This window comes from Phocicoccus pinnipedialis (genome assembly GCF_903994035.1).
In the GTDB taxonomy this organism is placed as follows: Bacteria; Bacillota; Bacilli; order Staphylococcales; family Salinicoccaceae; genus Phocicoccus; species Phocicoccus pinnipedialis.
Genome location: NZ_CAJEWB010000012.1, coordinates 1 through 18,092, shown reverse-complemented (window position 1 = coordinate 18,092; position 18,092 = coordinate 1). Strand labels below are relative to the sequence as shown.

Genomic DNA, 18,092 nt, shown 5'->3' with positions numbered 1-18,092 from the left:
TCCCTACACGCGATGTGTAGGGATTTTTTAATAATAATCATTTCGTTTGTATTACGATTAAAAAGGGAATAAGACTATTATTAGAACGTCAGGATGGGGATTAGTTATGGGACATATTGAACACTTACAAAATACGAATGACCTTAAGTTAAAAATTGCACATTACACAGAAATAGGCATTCCGGATAGTCATATTACAGTCATTACGAGAGACAGTGTACGAGATTATTTAAAATCACGTCCGGATATCAAAGAAGTAATCGTTCATAATGGTGAAACAATCACAGATTCATTTCAAGATCATGATGATAATCCATTTAAAAGGATGTCCTCCTACAGTATTGATGAATACGAACGTACTTTAGCTGACGGTGGAATGCTTTTATATATTGACGATGCTGAAATCCTAAGACATTCACATGACGTAGATGCAGCCGATGACCACACCTTAGAACTACACAAAGAAGTACTAGAAGTAGATAAAAAAGAAATAAACCGCGGAGAAATTGTCGTTAATAAAGAAACTCATACGGAATTAGAATCGTTTGATGTGCCAATAAAGAAGGATAAAGTAACCGTAGAACGACGCCCAGTAGAAGGCGAGCCGTTATTTGAAACATATAACACTATGGAAGATACGGATGATGGACTAGATGTTATCCGAATACCAATTACGAGAGAACGCATTAAAATTATTAAAGAAAAAATTGTAACGGAAGAAATTGTTATTCGAAAAGAAACGGTCGAAAATGTTGAGCATGTATCCGGTACAGTGCGATATGAGGATGTTACAGTCTCGGAACGTTTGAATAAAGATTATGAAAAATAAAAAGTGCCTCTTAAGTTTAAGAACTTTTCTCTCTAATAATTCATTTTAAAAAACGCTACGCATTTATGCGCAGCGTTTTTTAATGAATAAAGATTAGTCTAAATTTATTAATTATTATTTAGTATGCTGTTTATCTCGCTATACGTTCTCTTAAAAATTATACTTTTATAAGTCTTAACTTATCACTAAGAACATCATATGCTTCAATTGCTCAGCTACTTACTCTCATCATACACATCACTTAATTTTGTGATACCTATTCCCGAATAACCCAGAACGATGGCTATAATAAACCCTGTATAACATAGAACTGCCCACGGAAGATACTGTAAAGTTGGGACACCAAGAGTTTCTGCCATAAATATACCCGAAGTAGACCATGGTACTAAGGGAATTATTACGGTTCCAGAGTCTTCAAGCGTCCTAGATAAATTTTTAGGATGTAAATTATATTTTAAATAGGTGTCCTTATACAATTCACCTGGAATGATTATAGGTAAATATGTATTTGCCGTAACTAAAGCGGTTGTCATTGTTGAAATCACAGTAATCAATATTAAATCCCCAACGCGTCGCACTAGTTTTAAGAATGTGTTCACTATAACTTCCAAACAGTTTGCTGCTGAAATAATACCTGCAAAAGTTAATGCACAAAGTGAAACTAGTACTACGTTAGTCATAGAGTTCATTCCACCACGTTCTAGTAACTTAGAAACGTCTTCTGAAATATTTAAACTATCCTTAAGATTTAGCATGTCTACAGAGAATCCATTTAGAGTGACTGCAAATATATCTTGATAACTTATACCTTGAGTAAAAACTGCGATAAAAGATGCAATGACACATGATAATATAATAACTGGTAATACAGGTTTCTTTCTAATCGATCCATACAGTATTATAATCCCTGGTATTAAAAGCCACCAACTCCAATTATACATATTATTTAAGCTTTCTTTTATATCTTTAGTTGCGTCGAATACAGCAGTTGTTTCTGAAACATCGTATTGTAAACCTGCTATAAAAAATACTACTAATGCAATGACTGAAGCAGGTATAGTTGTATAAAGCATATGTTTAATATGCTCAAAAATATTAACTCCTGTGATTAAAGGAGCTAAGTTAGTCGTATCTGATAATGGGGATAGCTTATCACCAAAATATGCTCCAGAAATTATGGCTCCAGCCGCTATTGGTAATGATATATCAAGAGCTGTTGCCATTCCCATGAATGCTACCCCAATCGTACCAGCAGAACTCCAAGAAGAACCTGTGATGATTGAAACAATCGCTGTAGCTATGAATGCTATAATTAAAAAAAGTTCTGGTTTAATAATATCTAATCCAAAGTAAATAACGGCAGGGATCATGCCAGAAGCAGTCCATGTTCCTATTAGAATTCCTATAGCAATTAGTATAAGTAACGCTGGCATAGCTGCTGAAATCTTTTTTGTAATACCTTCCATAATGTCGTCCCAATCGAGCCCGACTCTTCTAGCTATAAAATAAGAATATATTGAAGCTATAATTAATAATGTATGGATAGGTAACTTTAATATGGCAAAGCCGATAGATGTTAATAGCAAAACAACTACTATTGGAGAGAATGCTTCAAATATAGTTGGGTTTCTTTTCATATTATTCCTCTTTCATCAATTAAATTTCTAATTCAAATTCTATATGTCCGACTTGCTTTCCGCGTGTGTTTAAAATAGGTGGTTCGAAATAATTTTGTAATAACTGATACTCTTCATGTTTAATCAACCCTAGATGATTTAACAAATGAATACCCACTATATCTGCCCCTCTATTTGCACCATCTTCAACTTTAACAGCAATGCCTATACCTTTATTCACAAGTCCAATTCCTTGAACACCTTCTGCCCCCATTTTAGACACTATTTTTCCCTCTAAAACTTTCATAGCATCTGTATCAAATCTATTTTCACCAGCAACAAAATGTGAACTAGAAATCATACTCCTTTGAATTATCTTCATAGCATCACTTATTTCTTTTTCTTTTATTATGTCTGGATTAGCAAGCTTACAAAATCCAAGCGCAAGATGATTTAATGGCATTTTGTATACAGGTAATCCACATCCATCTTCACCCGTTTCTATCTGAGACTCCTTTAGCTGACAAATATCTAAAATTAATTGTTTTATTCTAACTTGAAGAGGATGATTAGGTTTATAGTATGAATCTATATCTTGATCTGTATGTTTGCAAGTCGCAATCATAGATGCATGTTTTCCTGAGCAGTTGTTAAAAATCTTAGTTATATCATTACCACTTCGAACCCATTTTTCAAAACCTTCTGTATCTCTGGGTATATGGGCGCCACATATTAATTTATTTTCATCTTCATTAATTTTATTTAATATATTTTGAACAGTTTGTCTATGTATGAGTTCACCACTATGAGAAGCGCAACTCACAGCAATTTCTTCTTCTGTATAACCATATTTGTCAGCTGCTCCACTTATAATCAAGGGCAATGCTTGAAAAGGTTTCAACGATGATCTCGCATATGTCGAAAAACTCGGATCACCAATATCTAAGAGAACTTCACCCTTGCTATCTACTACAGCCGCGTGAATATGATGTACACTTTCTAAATTTCCATTCCTGAATATTTTCACTTTGTTTTTCGTATTCATTTATATCCTCCTATTAGTACCATTATTATATGTTGCTGTATAGCATCATAAATAGCAAGAATTTTCTGTGCTCATTTAATTAGAAAATCGATAGAATAATATATTCTATCGATAAATATTTACTTATTTTCTTTTTCTTCTCTTTTTTTAGTTACATAGCTCAGTAAATCTAACATCACACGCGCTGCTGTTTGTCCTGTCATTTGAGTGGGATCATATTGAGGCGCAACTTCCACACAATCGAATCCAATCACTTCACCATGGTTTGCGATTCCTTTTAGCAACGCGTTCACCTCGTCATATAATAAGCCACCAGGTGATGGCGTGCCCGTTCCTGGTGTAATGGAAGGATCCAGACCGTCAATATCAATCGTTATATAGTACTTCTCACCTTTAGGTATTAGGTCTAAGATACCCTCAACCCCCTTCTCTCTCATCTGTTTAGGAGAAAGGATAGTCGCACCATAATCACGCGCAGCATCCACATCTTCTTTGATACTACTGCTGATTCCACGAATACCGAATTGGAAGATTTCTTGTACATGCTCGAGTTCAGAAAGACGTCTAATACAGTTCCCATGCCCATATCTCATACCAGAACGATGGTCCGCCCAGTCTAAATGCGCATCAATTTGAATAACGTGGAATGGACCCAGTTTTTCTAACCCCTTACCTACAGGCGCTGTGATCGAATGATCTCCACCGATGATGACAGGCATTGCACCCTTATCCACAATTTTTCGAATCGCCGCTTCAGTATTATCATGAGATTGCATTAAGTCACCGTGGACAATATCTACATCACCACAGTCGACCACTTTCCACTTCGGACCGAGATACATGATATCATTTTCTATATCATATGCACCATTTAACCCAAAACTATATAACGTAGACCCCTCACGTACCGCACGCGGCCCCATGCGCGCACCCGATCTCCATTGTGTCCCCATATCATTTGGTACACCAATTACCGCTACATCCGCATCTAGCTTATCCAAATCATCACATACTGGGTACTTACCAAAAGTACAGATCCCAGTGAAAGGTAAGTTTAAAAATTGTTTTTCTTCAGGTTTAACCATAATAAATTCCTCCTATAATTTCGACTCAATTAATTTCATTTCTGGTTCAATAGTTTTATTTACTATCCATAAAGCAACTCCACCAAATATTAGTACTGTTAAGATTCCATAAGTTGCCGCCATATTTTGGCTTCCTGTAATATTTAATATTGTGCTGTAACATGCCGTAGATATCGCAAGTCCGAATGAATATCCAAGAGAACTTGTCATCTTATATACACCAGATGCGATCCCTGCTTTGTCATCATCAATATGAGCCAGTGCTGTATCAATAGACGGTGTTGCATACATACCAATGCCAACTCCAGCAACTAAGAATCCAACGAATGCAACAATAACGTATAACATATCCGGTAAAAATGTCAGCGCTGCAAGACTCATCCCAATTGCAGAAACAAATATTGAAATGATCATTGGACGTCTTGCGCCTTGTTTTTGTAACATGCGTTCTCCCACTCTAATCATAATGAGTAACGCTACAATATTCCCAATCGTAAGAAGTCCAGTTTCAAAAGATGAGAATCCGCGTTCGACTTGTACGTATATATTTACAACGACGATATTTGCTGCGATTGCATTCGTAAAGAAGTTTGAAGTCACTGCACCCGTGTATGCTCTGCTTTTAAATAAATCAAAGTCAATAAATTGCACTTTTCGATTTTTCTCGTACATATAATAAAGTGTAAACATCACAACCGTCGCAATACCAATAACTATAGTAATTGGGTTGAGCCAGCCCAAGCTATCTCCTTGTGTAATTAACAAGTTCGCACCAATTAATGCAATAACAAAAATTCCAAAACCACCATAGTCAAATTTTTCTTTGTTTTCATTGATTGCTTTGCTTTCTGTGATATCTCTTAATATCCACATAGAGATTAATGCAACTGCGATTGAGAAAACAAAAATCCACTTCCAGCCAAGGTATGTCGCTATCAGTCCACCAGCTAGAGTCGCTACGCCACCGCCACCCCATGATCCAAATGACCAATAACTCAGTGCACGTTGCCTTTCTGATTCGTTAAATGCTGTTTTAATTAAACTGAGTGTTGCTGGCATAATAAGTGCCGCAGAAATTCCTTGAATTGCGCGTCCAATAATCAAAGTGATACTTGTAAAAGAAAGAATGACTAATATGCTCCCAATAATGCTTAAAATAAGCCCTAAGAACGTCATCTTTTTTCTACCACTTCTATCTGCGAGCCCACCGCCCACTACGATAAATAACCCTGAGAATAATGCTGTAACACTCGTAGCGATATTTAAAGTTGAGAGATTCACATCCATATCTTTTTGCATTGCAGGTATGATATTAATCATAGATTGAGCAAAAAGCCAAAATGTTAACACTGCAAGAACGATGCCGAAAATATACATATTGTTCTTTCGCTGATTCGTTGCCATCTAACTTCCCCCTTTGATGTAAAGCGCTTTCTAATTAATATGTTAATTGAGTGAAAAGCTTTTGTGAAATATATATAATATATATAAATATAAATAAAATTTATAAAGGTGATTGAGTGGATATTAAACAATTAAGATATTTGAATCAGATCATTGAACACAAAACGATGTCACGTGCAGCCAATGCGCTATACATATCACAGCCTGCATTAACCATTTCAATTAATAATCTAGAGGCAGAACTTGGATTTAAAGTGATTCAAAGAAGCGAACATGGATATGTACTCACTGAATCCGGAAAGCAATTTTACAAACACGTTCAAATGATATTATCGCTATATGAGAATATGGAAGAAGATGTGGAATATATTAAAAACCATGGATCTGGTAAGTTAAAAATTGGTATCACTGAAGAATTTAGAGCGGTCATGCCTGAATTATTTGAAATATTTTTGGAAAAAAATCCAAAATACGATATTAAGCTAGTAGAAGGAAATACTGGAAATGTTATAAATAAATTAAGATCACATGAAATACATTTTTGTTTGTCACCCTTAAGATACTTAGACGAAGATATGCAGTCTGTATTTCTCTCACATAACAGATATGCTTTACTCGTTAGACGTGAAGAAGTAGAAAAATATAAAAAGAATCAAAGCCTTACTGTATTTAATGATTTTAATTTTATTTCAGTTGAGAATACATATGACTTTAAAGCGTTCATTAAGAGTAATCATATTTCTTATCAAAACTTACTTCAGGTTAATACAATAGGCGCTGCAGTACGTTTAGTAAAAAAGGGATTAGGTATATCTGTTATACCAGAACTCTATGCGAGAAACTATACAGACCCTGAAGTAAAAAGCGTGCAACTGAAATACGAATTACATGGACCAGACTTATATTTGAGCTATATGAAGCGTCAGAATTTACCACCTGCAATAGAAGATTTTATTTCAGAGATTCAAGAATATATCGAATCTATTCGTATATAAAAAAACATGAGCAAGTCGCTCATGTTTTTAATCTATCTCTAAATTTTTTCTATATGTTGATGAAGCTTCTTCGATACTTTCATCATAAGGTAAGAAATACCATAGTCCATCCTCTAAAGTAGCACCTTCACCTTCGAGTTGCAGTCGCTCTACATTTTTACGAGCACCACCATACTTAGTACCGATATCTTGTAAATCAGACATCGTTAAATCTGTTTTCACATTATTTCCAACAGCATCTAAGATAGAGTTCATTCTTCCGATTGAACCAATCGAAATTAACTTTTCGCCTAACGCTTGTACAACGAGTTGTTGTCTTTCTTGACGACCAAAATCTCCACCAGAACCGTCTTCATAACGACTTCTAGTGAATGCTAATGCCTCTTCTCCATACATCTCATAGGATTGCCCTTCGACATATGAGTTGCCTTTAACAGTAAACGTTGCGTTGCTCGTAACATCTACTCCGCCAACAACATCGATCAGCTCTTCTAGACCATCCATATTAATCGTTACATAATGGTCTATTGGAATGTTCATTAAATTCTCTAGAGAATCAATTGCCATACGCGCACCACCGTAGGCGTATGCATGATTAATTTTCTCAATTGTGTTATTACCAACTATTTCTGAACGCGTATCTCTAGGTATACTGATCATTACGGTTTTATTATCATTTGGGTTAATCGAAAGTAAAATGATAGAATCGGAGCGCTCTCCACTTCCAACAGAATCTCTTTCTTCATTGGAATCTACACCAAATAAAGCAATTGATAGAGGCTCTTTTCTGTTTAAATCAACTTCCTTATCACGTAGAGCTGATTTTTCAGCTCTTTCAATCGGCTCATGTATGTCTGAACTAAAATTGTTCAGTTTATAAAACGTATATGCAACTATACCTATAGATATAAGAATGAAGGCAATAAATATAATGAGCAGTACTTTTAACCACTTTGGCTTACGCTTTTTGCGACGTTTTCTAATTTGAATATTTTCTTCCATAATATCTCCTTAATTGAGCGATCCGTTTACCTATGATAACATGCTTAACCTAAAAACTCTTTGATTTTTGTACACACATAGTGTATTTCATCATCGTCTAAATTTGAACTTGATGGTAAACAAATCCCTGTTTCAAACAGCTGTTTTGCGACGTCTTTCTCTAAAGTTATATAATCATATTCTTTAAAAACAGGTTGTAAATGCATTGGTTTCCATACAGGTCTAGATTCAATATTGTTCACATTTAGATAATCTATTAGTTCATTTGGTTTTACTGACAACTTATCAAAATCTACAGTTAATGCTGTTAACCACCTATTCGATTTTGAGTTGCTGATTTCTGGTTGAAAGTGTACTCCTTCTATATCAGAAAGTGCTTTAAAATAAATTTCATAGATTTCTCTTCTTCTATTTACTCTTTCATCTAAAACTTCCATTTGTCCAATACCAATACCCGCAGAAATATTACTCAGTCTGTAGTTGTAACCAATTTCCTCATGTTGATAGTGGACTGCTTTTTCTCTAGCCTGAGTTGCTAAGAATAATGCATGATTTATTTTTTCGTATTTGTTAGAAATCAACATACCACCACCACTTGTTGTGATGATTTTATTTCCGTTAAATGAGAACACACCAAAATCTCCAAATGTACCACTCTTTTTCCCATGATACTCGGAGCCAAGTGACTCAGCAGCATCCTCTATTAAAATAGAGCCATATCTTTTACATATTTCTTGTATCTTATCATACTGTGCAGATTGACCATATAAATTTACTGCCACAACCGCTTTAACTTCTTTATTCATCACTTTATACTTTATGAATGCTTTTTCTAATGCATCTGGGCACATGTTCCATGTATCTTTTTCAGAATCAATAAATACAGGGACTGCATTCTGATAAATAATTGGATTAGCAGAAGCACTAAACGTGAGCGTTGAACAAAAAACGATATCGTTATCTTTTACACCCGCTTCAATTAAAGCTAGATGAATTGCAGCGGTTCCACTACTTAGTGCAACAGATGAATGAATTCCCGTATAATCTTTAATCATATGCTCAAATTTATCAACATTTTCTCCCAAAGGAGCAATCCAATTTTTGTCAAAGGCATCATTGATGTAATTTAACTCTTTCCCACTCATATGGGGTGTTGATAATAAAATTCTTTCACTCATATGTTATTCTCCTTTAATTTAAGTGCAGGGCTACCTACTACTATAATATTATCTTCGATATTATTAAGAACAGTACTACCCGCACCAACAATAACGTTTTCACCTATTGTTACATTAGGTATCACGGTTGCTCCTGCTCCAACTTGAGTTCTTTGACCAATAACTACTCCACCAGTGACCACTGAACCGGGAGAAATATGTACATAATCACTTACTTCATTATCATGCTCTACTATAGCGCCTGTGTTAATAATGCAGTGTGTGCCGATTTTAGTGCTTGAATTTATAACAGACTTAGCCATTACTACTGTACCATTATTTATAACTGTATCTTTACTTAAAGTAGCGTCTTTATGTACCAAAACAGGATATTTATATAGTGGTAAATTAATTGAGTCAACGATTTTTTTTCGTATGTTGTTATCACCGATTGCTATAAAAAAATAATTATTACATATGTATTTTTTTATATTTATTAAAGAGTCAAAAAATATACCATTATCTTCATAATAGTGTTCAAACTTATTGTCTAAATAACCAACTAGCTTGTACTCATCAGATTGGTTTACAATGTCACGTATAACTTTTGAGTGTCCACCTACACCGATTAAAATTAATGGTTTCATCGATCAGTATTTCCTTGAAACTTCTCTATTGTGACATGATTCTCTGCACTAATATCTTTTCTTTGTAACACTTTTTTTACAGTTAAATATATAATATACATATCTAATGAAAACGACTGGTTTTCAACATACCACACATCTAGTTTAAACTTATCTTCCCATGAAATCGCATTTCTTCCGTTTACTTGTGCCCAGCCTGTAATTCCTGGCTTAACATTATGTCTTCTTCTTTGTTCATCTGAATATAGTGGTAAATATTCCATAAGTAATGGACGGGGACCTACTATACTTAACTCACCTTTTAAAACATTGAAAAGCTGTGGTAATTCATCTATGCTCGTATTTCTTAAAAAGTCGCCTGTTTTGGTCATTCTTAAATGGTCTGGTAACAACTGGCCATGAGCATCTTTCTCGTTTGACATAGTTCTAAACTTATATATATCAAATGGTTTACCGTTTAATCCAGGGCGTGTTTGCTTAAATATAATCGGGCTTCCCAATTTTTTTACGATGAGAAATGCTCCACCTATTAATAATGGTGATGTTACAATTATTCCTACTGTACTAGCAGTAATATCAAATAATCTTTTTAACAATGCTATCTCACCTTCTTTCTTAATCTTTCAAACACTTCTAATTGTTTTCTAACTACTTCTTCTTCATTATAAAGCATGTGTGCTCTATCAAATGATTCTTGTTTCATTTTATAAAGCGTATTGCGATCGGAAACTAATTCATCTATTCTATCCGCAATTTCTCTACTAGAATTAAGATTAACTAAATATCCGTTTCTTCCATGAATTACTTCTTCCCTACTCCCTCGTATATTCGTTGCAATAATCGCATTCTTCATTGACATAGCTTCAATAATCGAGCGTGGCATTCCTTCTCTATAAGAAGGTAAGCAAAATATATCACTAATATACAAGTACTCTTCAGTATTATTCACTTGCCCAGTAAAGATAATATTAGGGTTAGATTGATATTTCATTATTTCAGAGTAGCTCAGCATATCTCGTTCACTAGATGGCAGGCTTCCCATTATAATCAATTTTACATTTTGTGACTTAATCAGATTGAATGCATCTAATAAGTCAAAAATGCCTTTCTCTTTAACCAATCGGCCTATAAAGGTAATCACAATATCTTCTTTATTTATATTATGTTCCTTTTTTAAGAGTTCCGTAGAGTTTTTATCTACTCGATTATAATTAAATTTATTATCTAAATCTATACCATTGCTAATTAGTAGATAATTATCTTTCTTTAAAAAATTGTGTTCAATTGCTAAGCGATAATCTTCTTCACTTTGGAAAAACATATAGTCAGTGAAGTATCTTCCAATCACTTTTTCTATATTGAAAAATAAAGAATATGTTTTTTTAGACATACCTTCATGAAAATAAAAGCCATGTGCAGTATATATTATATTAGGAACTCCTGCGAGCTTAGCTGCTATCCTTCCAAGTACAGATGCAATAGGTGTGTGAACATGGACAATATCTGGCTGTAACTTTTTAAAAGTTTTATAAAGCTTATAAATGGATTTAAGATTACTTATTGGTGCGATCTCTCTCTTGATATCAACAGCATGAAAATTTAACCCATCTTGAAGTATTTCATTTACATATTCCCCATGAGAACTAATACAATGAACCTGAAACCCTTGATTTTTAGAACTGACATTCAGTTTCTTCAGTAGTTTGACTTGCGTCATATCAATAGCTGATAGTTGTACAACCCTCATCTTATAATCTCCAAAGTTTTTGCTGTGCCTTTAGGTCCTCTTCCTTCACTACGCCTTTAATGTCAAAGATAATACCCTCATCAGTGACAAGATCTAAGTAGATAGATAAGTTTTCTACATAATCATTATGTTTGACTGCTAAAACAAGAGCATCAGTTTTCATAAGTTCAGATTTATCTTTTAAGTCAATATTGTAAAAGTTCTTAGCCTCTTCCTTATTTGCTTCTACATCATTAACATCTACATTGAGTCCAAAATCTTGTAATTCTTGTATTAAATCCACTACTTTTGTATTTCTTAAATCCGGTAAATCTTCTTTAAACGTCAACCCAAGGAAGTTGATAGTCTTATTCTGTATCTCAATACCATTTTTCATAAGTTTCTTTATAATATCTGAAGCAATGATTTTTGGCATATTATCATTAATTCTTCTACCTGAAAGAATTACTTCTGGATGGTATCCAAGTTCTTGAGCTTTGTATGTTAAATAGTATGGATCTACTCCAATACAGTGTCCTCCAACTAAGCCAGGAGTAAAATTTAAAAAGTTCCACTTTGTGCCCGCTGCTTTAAGTACCTCATTAGTATCAATTCCTGCTTTTCCACAAATGATCGCAATTTCATTCATGAGTGCTATATTAACATCGCGTTGTGTATTCTCTATAACTTTAGCAGCCTCTGCTACTTTTATGCTAGACGCTTTATGAACACCGGCTTCTACAACTGTCTCATATACCTGTGCAATAATTTCTTGAGTCTCTGGTGTTTGCCCAGAGACTACCTTTACAATCGATTCAAAAGTATTTACTTTATCACCAGGGTTAATTCTTTCTGGAGAGTATCCTACAAAGAAGTCCACACCAGACTTAAGGCCAGATACTTTTTCTATCACTGGTACACAATCCTCTTCTGTAGCACCCGGGTATACCGTAGATTCAAATACTACAATCGTATTCTTCTGACCTTTTTTAAGAATTTTACCAACTGTTTCACTCGCTTTAAGTAATGGCGTTAAGTCCGGTTGGTTGTTTTCATTTATAGGTGTAGGAACTGCAACTATTAAAAAATCATCATTGGTTAAGTCTTCTAAATTATCAGTAAAAGTAAGATCAGCTTTTTGCAACTCAGAAAACTCTACCTCATTTGTTCGATCATAACCTGATTTTAGTTCTTGAATTCTTTTTTTATTAATATCGAAACCTGTTACAGGTTGTTTTTTTCCAAAAGATACTGCCATAGGTAATCCAACATAACCTAAACCTATAACTCCTATGTTTCTATTCATTTAACTACCTCATTTCCTAAGTTATTAATTGTGAACCGTGTTTTTCCGCCTTTAGTAACATCTATTCTATCCACATAATTAAATTTATATAATGTTGTATGTCCAAATCTGATGTTTAGCTGTTCAACAAGAATTTTTTCTAGCCTTTTTCTATCTACATTTTCTTTGACTACTAAATTTAAAATAACTTCATTAATTTCATTTTGTATAAACTGTGATGCAATCACACTATTACCTGCTGCTTTTATTGCAGTAGAGAGATTAACATTTGTAATAATTCCTCGCTCATTAGACATAAGAAAATCATTGTTACGACCAATAATTCTCTTAATCTTAATATCTTTTTGGCTGTATTTTTCTGGTAATTCTTGGTTCAGTTCAACAGAGTCTCCGATTTCATATCGTAATAGCGGAGTTGTAGTAGTATAAAAGCCAGTCACAACTAATTCATAAATATTCCCTTCAATTTTTCTACACTCAAACACACCGGTTTCAGGATTTATCTCTAACTCACCATTTATATTTTCTGTAATAAATGGCGCTCCTTCAGAAGATGCATATTGATTTCTTACTGGACATTTAAAGGCTTTTTCTATATCATTTTTCATTTCTGGTGTCAGAGCTTCTGCAGTAGGGAATATTGCTATAGGTTTAAACGTAAGTTCAATGTTATTATTATTTATATACTGTGCCCATCGGTGTATAACAGTAGTGTAGCCATCAATGCTTAAAGGCTTAAATTCATTTAACTTTTCTATATAGTATTTAAGGTTATTCCCATCAGCATGATAAGCAGAAAAATACAATTGCTTTAAGAAATAATTGTATCTCCAAAACACATTACTTTTCTGATTCATTGGTACAATAGACCTACCACCTACGCTTGCACGTTTCATGCCTAGTTTTACACCATGTTTTAATTTAAAAAAATCTAAATATGCAATTTTACGTGATATATCATAAGGGTGAGTGTAATATTTCATACTTTTTCCAGTTGATCCACCTGTACCCATTTCTATTAATTCTCTATCTCTTGTAACTATTTCATCAAGATGATTCCTGATTGTTTCTTTATTCATTAATGGTAATTTATTGATATCACTAATTGTAAGTTTTTCATTTATTATGTTTTTCATCCTTGAAAAATATTCACTGTGATTTGTGATGTAGTCATAGAATAGCTTTAGTCTATCTTCTTGGAGTTTAAACGGATCTATATTAGATGTTAGCAACTCCATTTCTTCTTTATAATATTTATTATATCTTTGTCTGATAATTTGTAACCCTTTTATTGATATCATCACATTTTGTAAAAACACGGGCGAGTTATCATATATTTTTTGGATCAATTGCTACACCTCTATTTTATAATAATCAAGATACCAATCTATAAACTTATCCACGCCATCCTGTATTTTCGTTTCTGGCTTAAAATCTATATCTCTGAATAAATCATCCACATTTGCATAGGTTTCTGGTACATCACCTGGCTGTAAGTCCATAAAATTCTTTTTAGCTTTTTTACCTAATTTGTTTTCAATAGCTTCCACGAATTCCATAAGTCTAACTGGACTATTATTACCTATATTATAAATTTTATAAGGAGCATATGAAGAACTAGGATCGGGTTTATCTCCGCGCCAAGATTGATTTGATTGTGCCGGCTTTTCAACTAACCGACTAATTGCTTCAACTATATCGTCTACATAAGTGAAATCACGCATCATATTCCCATGGTTATAAACATCTATTACTTCATCATTAACAATCGCTTTAGTGAATTTAAACAATGCCATATCAGGTCTGCCCCATGGTCCATAAACTGTAAAAAATCTTAGACCCGTTGTTGGTAAATTATATAAATGACTGTATGTATGAGCCATTAATTCATTAGATTTTTTAGTAGCAGCATATAAGCTTAATGGATGATCTACATTATCAGAAGTGGAAAACGGCTTTGATGTATTAGCCCCATATACAGAACTAGAAGACGCGTATATTAAATGTTTAACATTATAATGTCTACAACATTCTAATATGTTCATAAATCCAACTACGTTCGAATCAATATATGCTTTAGGATTTTCTAAGCTATATCTAACACCCGCTTGTGCAGCCAAATTAACTACAAATTGAGGCGCTTCGTCTTCAAATATTTCATGTAAACTTTTAGTATCCTCTAGATTAACTTTATAAAACTTAAAATTATTTTTATCAATAGTTTTTAACCTATCCTCTTTCAACTGGATACTATAGTAGGCATTAATATTATCTATTCCTACTACTTCATGACCTAACATAATCATTTTTCTAGCTAAATGACTTCCAATAAAGCCTGCAACCCCTGTAATTAAGACTTTCATGAAATAACTCCTTTATAATAATTTAGATATGATTCAATAATTTTTTTTAAAGTGTATTGTTCTTGTATGATATTATATGCTTGTTTAGATTTCTTTTCTAATTCAGATGGATTATTATATATATGCTCAAATATGTTTACTACACTATCGACATTGTTATGAATTCTATATCCTGAGTCTCCAATTATTCTCCAGCTTTCACCTGCATTTGTACTAATTACTGGAACCCCAAATGACATCGCTTCACCAATCACATTGGGGAAGCCTTCACTAAGAGAGGTTAAAATAAGGATATCGATATTTTTATATACAATTCCACTATCTTTTACTTCACCCATCCACTCAATTTTTTTCATCGCAATATCTGAAAGTGATTTTATAAAGCTAGTACAGTTCATATTTTTTCCTGCTATAATGAGCTTAACTTCTTTATTTGAACTAAATTTTGTGAAAGCTTTGAATAATAAATCCTGATTTTTAAGCGGGTCTTTTCTGCCTACATATCCTATCGTTAATCTATTTATATTCTTTTTATAATTATACTCATGATGTTGAAATCCATTAGGTATTACAATAGATTTTTTAATGTCTATACCTATTTCTTTAAATTCACTTTTCGAAGATTCTGATACAAATATACAACCATCAATATAATTTAGATAATTATTTTCAAATAACCTAGTAAGAAAATTATACTTTTTATTGACTCCATGCCTGATATTAATGATATACTTCGGTGAAGATTCTATTAAGCGTAATATTGGCGCTAAATAATTAATCTTCAACCATGTTTGTACGATATCTGGTTTTATTTTTTTTATCAAAATAGCTAATTTAAATAGGATGATTACCTTACCTTTAAAAGTATTAGCTTCATTAAGTTGATAGATTTTGACATTTTTATCAATATTATAATGAATTTGCGCTGGAAGAAGAGTAATTATAATATGCTCGTTATCTGGTTCGTTCGAAACAAGATTACTTAACATTCTTTCAGCTCCCCCACTTTGTAGAGTGCTAATAATATGTAATATTCTCATTTATATTCTCCTAATACTCTTTTTAAATATATAATAATAAAAAATATATCCCATTATAGTTAATATGACTTTTATAAGGACTGTCATAAATATATTAATTATAAATAAATTAAACAACACTGCAGTCATTATCGTTGCTAAAACTAAATGAATTAAGATGTTTTTAGGCATAACTCTTATACTATCTATTTTTCTTAACTTTACTATTATTAAATAATTTGAAGTACTAAAAGCAACAACACTACTTACAGCAGCAGCAACAATTCCAACCTTTCCTAATAATGTTACATTTATTATTACTGTCACTATTACTGCAACTAATACCGGGACAATAATTATGCTTGTTTGTTTAAGTAGTTGTACCGCTTGATTATATACAAATGAGTTCACACCCTGTATAAAAGTAGCTATAGTTATCATTACTACTACAAATATTGATAACTCGTAACCATATCTATTTAAAATAGTTACAATTTCAGTGGATATACTAATACTTATCACTAAAAATGGAAATGATATTGCGTAGAAATAGTTAATATATTTTAAAAAATCCGAGTTAAAATTCTCTCTATTACTTTTTAGGATCCTAGGTAAAGATGCCATTGACAATGATCCCATGATCATATAAAGACTATTATGTATAAAATCATAAGCTAGTGAATAATAACCATTATATTCAGTACCTAAAATAATTGTTATGAAGTACTTATCTATGTTTTGTAATATAATACCAAGAGCGAATGAGAGTGAGAGAGGGATACCATAATCTAAAAATGGTTTTAAAAGCTTTCTGTCATATTCGATATATACTATTTCTTTAAAGTTTAAGAAATAATAAATATTACTTATAAGAAGGCTTATAGAATATATGAGTAATGCACTATCTAAAGTTAATTCACTAAAAAAGTTTACAAATAAGAGCAATATAATTACTAATGATAAGTTTTTTAATATGTTAGCTATCAAAACTTTTTTAGGTAATATTATTGTCCTATAATAGTTATTCATTACCTCAAAATATATAATATTTGTAATTAACACAGTTGCAATTATAAATGTAACAAACGAAAATTTAGTATACCATACAAGTAACCCAACTATTATCACATTAATAATAGTAACTATTATTACAAAGTAGAAAATTTTACCCATAAAATTCTCTACTTTGTCGTTATAAAAACGAAGCATACTAGATCTTATCCACTGAGTTGTAAGAACATTAAATAGTCCTAGTGTGATTAGAGACAGGCTATAAACACCGTAAACCTCAGGTGGCATTGACGTTAAGTAGATAAAAAGGATGCCTATCCCTAATGCAGCAGGTATTAACTTAGACAATAAATAAATAAACGCATCTTTAAACATATGACTTATCCTCTTCTTGGTTAAGTATTATTAGAGACATTATTAGTAACCCAAATGTATGATAATATGATATGAAAAATTGTCCAAACATTGCTGAAATTAGTAGAGACAATAGTGGTATTAGTACAATCGTCTTATGATAAAAGTCATGATTCATAAAAACTCTAGATTCAGTAATGAGTTTAACTAAAAATAACGACACGATTAGTAAACCTATACCTCCCCATATTGTAATAACCTCAATTATTATATTATGTGAAGCTAAAAATATATTCGAATTATAATTTTGCAACTTTAAGATATAATCCTGCATACCAAGTCCAAATATAAATATATCTACATTCGACATGATTATATCTAAATACAACTCATATATAGTAAATCTAGTTCCACTAATATCTTCTGTTTCAAATATCCTTTTATTAATATTAATAATTATATACCTTTTTTTTATGAAATGCGTTATTTTTTTTAAAGAATAAAGAAAGGAATACATTTTTAATTTAATGAAG

The 18,092-nt window shown here is 32.5% G+C and carries 16 protein-coding genes; 2 read left to right on the top strand and 14 right to left on the bottom strand.

The window, feature by feature from the left end; all coding sequences use genetic code 11:
• Positions 1–106 precede the first annotated feature (106 nt).
• Positions 107–829 carry a YsnF/AvaK domain-containing protein gene (locus tag H9D55_RS07750; protein ID WP_186078329.1) on the top strand — a complete coding sequence of 241 codons (723 nt, stop codon included), beginning with the start codon at positions 107–109 and terminating at the stop codon, positions 827–829.
• Between the two features lie 215 nt (positions 830–1,044).
• On the opposite strand, the gene nhaC is transcribed toward H9D55_RS07750, so the two are convergent.
• From nhaC to H9D55_RS07730, 4 genes are all read right to left on the bottom strand, one after another.
• Positions 1,045–2,466: a Na+/H+ antiporter NhaC gene (nhaC, locus tag H9D55_RS07745; protein WP_186078327.1), complete on the bottom strand. Its 1,422-nt coding sequence runs from the start codon at positions 2,464–2,466 to the stop codon at positions 1,045–1,047.
• A 19-nt stretch (positions 2,467–2,485) separates the two neighbouring features.
• Positions 2,486–3,490, bottom strand: a complete 1,005-nt coding sequence (locus H9D55_RS07740) for an asparaginase (protein ID WP_186078326.1) — start codon at positions 3,488–3,490, stop codon at positions 2,486–2,488.
• A gap of 119 nt (positions 3,491–3,609) precedes the next feature.
• Entirely contained in the window at positions 3,610–4,575 is a 966-nt protein-coding gene (gene speB / locus H9D55_RS07735; RefSeq protein WP_186078325.1) for an agmatinase, read from the bottom strand.
• Between the two features lie 12 nt (positions 4,576–4,587).
• Complete coding sequence (locus H9D55_RS07730; RefSeq protein ID WP_186078324.1) at positions 4,588–5,979, bottom strand: MFS transporter; 1,392 nt, start codon at positions 5,977–5,979, stop codon at positions 4,588–4,590.
• Positions 5,980–6,095: 116 nt separating this feature from the next.
• On the opposite strand from H9D55_RS07730, the gene H9D55_RS07725 reads away from it, so the two are divergent.
• Complete coding sequence (locus H9D55_RS07725) at positions 6,096–6,974, top strand: LysR family transcriptional regulator (protein ID WP_186078323.1); 879 nt, start codon at positions 6,096–6,098, stop codon at positions 6,972–6,974.
• A gap of 27 nt (positions 6,975–7,001) precedes the next feature.
• On the opposite strand, the gene H9D55_RS07720 is transcribed toward H9D55_RS07725, so the two are convergent.
• From H9D55_RS07720 to H9D55_RS07675, 10 genes are read right to left on the bottom strand one after another with little or no spacing between them, the layout of a single operon-like run.
• Positions 7,002–7,976 (bottom strand): LCP family glycopolymer transferase, encoded by a 975-nt coding sequence (locus tag H9D55_RS07720; protein WP_186078322.1) that lies wholly within the window; start codon positions 7,974–7,976, stop codon positions 7,002–7,004.
• 44 nt (positions 7,977–8,020) lie between these two features.
• A complete protein-coding gene (locus tag H9D55_RS07715; protein ID WP_186078321.1) occupies positions 8,021–9,154 on the bottom strand; it encodes an aminotransferase class I/II-fold pyridoxal phosphate-dependent enzyme in 1,134 nt (377 codons plus the stop codon).
• Positions 9,151–9,780 carry an acetyltransferase gene (locus H9D55_RS07710; protein ID WP_186078320.1) on the bottom strand — a complete coding sequence of 210 codons (630 nt, stop codon included), beginning with the start codon at positions 9,778–9,780 and terminating at the stop codon, positions 9,151–9,153. The genes H9D55_RS07715 and H9D55_RS07710 overlap by 4 nt, the downstream gene beginning before the upstream one ends.
• Positions 9,777–10,376, bottom strand: a complete 600-nt coding sequence (locus H9D55_RS07705) for a sugar transferase (RefSeq protein ID WP_186078318.1) — start codon at positions 10,374–10,376, stop codon at positions 9,777–9,779. The genes H9D55_RS07710 and H9D55_RS07705 overlap by 4 nt, the downstream gene beginning before the upstream one ends.
• Positions 10,377–10,378: 2 nt before the next feature.
• On the bottom strand, positions 10,379–11,527 hold the full coding sequence (locus tag H9D55_RS07700) for a glycosyltransferase family 4 protein (protein ID WP_186078316.1): 1,149 nt from the start codon (positions 11,525–11,527) through the stop codon (positions 10,379–10,381).
• 1 nt (position 11,528) lies between these two features.
• Positions 11,529–12,812, bottom strand: coding sequence for a nucleotide sugar dehydrogenase (locus H9D55_RS07695; RefSeq protein WP_186078314.1), 1,284 nt, complete (start codon positions 12,810–12,812; stop codon positions 11,529–11,531).
• Positions 12,809–14,161 (bottom strand): phenylacetate--CoA ligase family protein, encoded by a 1,353-nt coding sequence (locus H9D55_RS07690; RefSeq protein WP_186078312.1) that lies wholly within the window; start codon positions 14,159–14,161, stop codon positions 12,809–12,811. The genes H9D55_RS07695 and H9D55_RS07690 overlap by 4 nt, the downstream gene beginning before the upstream one ends.
• Positions 14,162–14,164: 3 nt before the next feature.
• On the bottom strand, positions 14,165–15,175 hold the full coding sequence (locus H9D55_RS07685) for an NAD-dependent epimerase (protein WP_186078310.1): 1,011 nt from the start codon (positions 15,173–15,175) through the stop codon (positions 14,165–14,167).
• Positions 15,172–16,215: a glycosyltransferase gene (locus H9D55_RS07680; protein ID WP_186078308.1), complete on the bottom strand. Its 1,044-nt coding sequence runs from the start codon at positions 16,213–16,215 to the stop codon at positions 15,172–15,174. The genes H9D55_RS07685 and H9D55_RS07680 overlap by 4 nt, the downstream gene beginning before the upstream one ends.
• On the bottom strand, positions 16,216–17,580 hold the full coding sequence (locus tag H9D55_RS07675; RefSeq protein WP_186078306.1) for an oligosaccharide flippase family protein: 1,365 nt from the start codon (positions 17,578–17,580) through the stop codon (positions 16,216–16,218).
• Positions 17,581–18,092 lie beyond the last annotated feature (512 nt).

Bases quoted from the DNA above. Each gene is read 5' to 3' on its own strand.
- speB (WP_186078325.1), bottom strand. From the start codon at position 4,575: ATGGTTAAACCTGAAGAAAAACAATTTTTAAACTTACCTTTCACTGGG.
- H9D55_RS07730 (WP_186078324.1), bottom strand. From the start codon at position 5,979: ATGGCAACGAATCAGCGAAAGAACAATATGTATATTTTCGGCATCGTT.
- H9D55_RS07675 (WP_186078306.1), bottom strand. From the start codon at position 17,580: ATGTTTAAAGATGCGTTTATTTATTTATTGTCTAAGTTAATACCTGCT.
- H9D55_RS07685 (WP_186078310.1), bottom strand. From the start codon at position 15,175: ATGAAAGTCTTAATTACAGGGGTTGCAGGCTTTATTGGAAGTCATTTA.
- H9D55_RS07680 (WP_186078308.1), bottom strand. From the start codon at position 16,215: ATGAGAATATTACATATTATTAGCACTCTACAAAGTGGGGGAGCTGAA.
- H9D55_RS07695 (WP_186078314.1), bottom strand. From the start codon at position 12,812: ATGAATAGAAACATAGGAGTTATAGGTTTAGGTTATGTTGGATTACCT.
- H9D55_RS07715 (WP_186078321.1), bottom strand. From the start codon at position 9,154: ATGAGTGAAAGAATTTTATTATCAACACCCCATATGAGTGGGAAAGAG.
- H9D55_RS07720 (WP_186078322.1), bottom strand. From the start codon at position 7,976: ATGGAAGAAAATATTCAAATTAGAAAACGTCGCAAAAAGCGTAAGCCA.
- H9D55_RS07710 (WP_186078320.1), bottom strand. From the start codon at position 9,780: ATGAAACCATTAATTTTAATCGGTGTAGGTGGACACTCAAAAGTTATA.
- nhaC (WP_186078327.1), bottom strand. From the start codon at position 2,466: ATGAAAAGAAACCCAACTATATTTGAAGCATTCTCTCCAATAGTAGTT.
- H9D55_RS07700 (WP_186078316.1), bottom strand. From the start codon at position 11,527: ATGAGGGTTGTACAACTATCAGCTATTGATATGACGCAAGTCAAACTA.
- H9D55_RS07740 (WP_186078326.1), bottom strand. From the start codon at position 3,490: ATGAATACGAAAAACAAAGTGAAAATATTCAGGAATGGAAATTTAGAA.
- H9D55_RS07750 (WP_186078329.1), top strand. From the start codon at position 107: ATGGGACATATTGAACACTTACAAAATACGAATGACCTTAAGTTAAAA.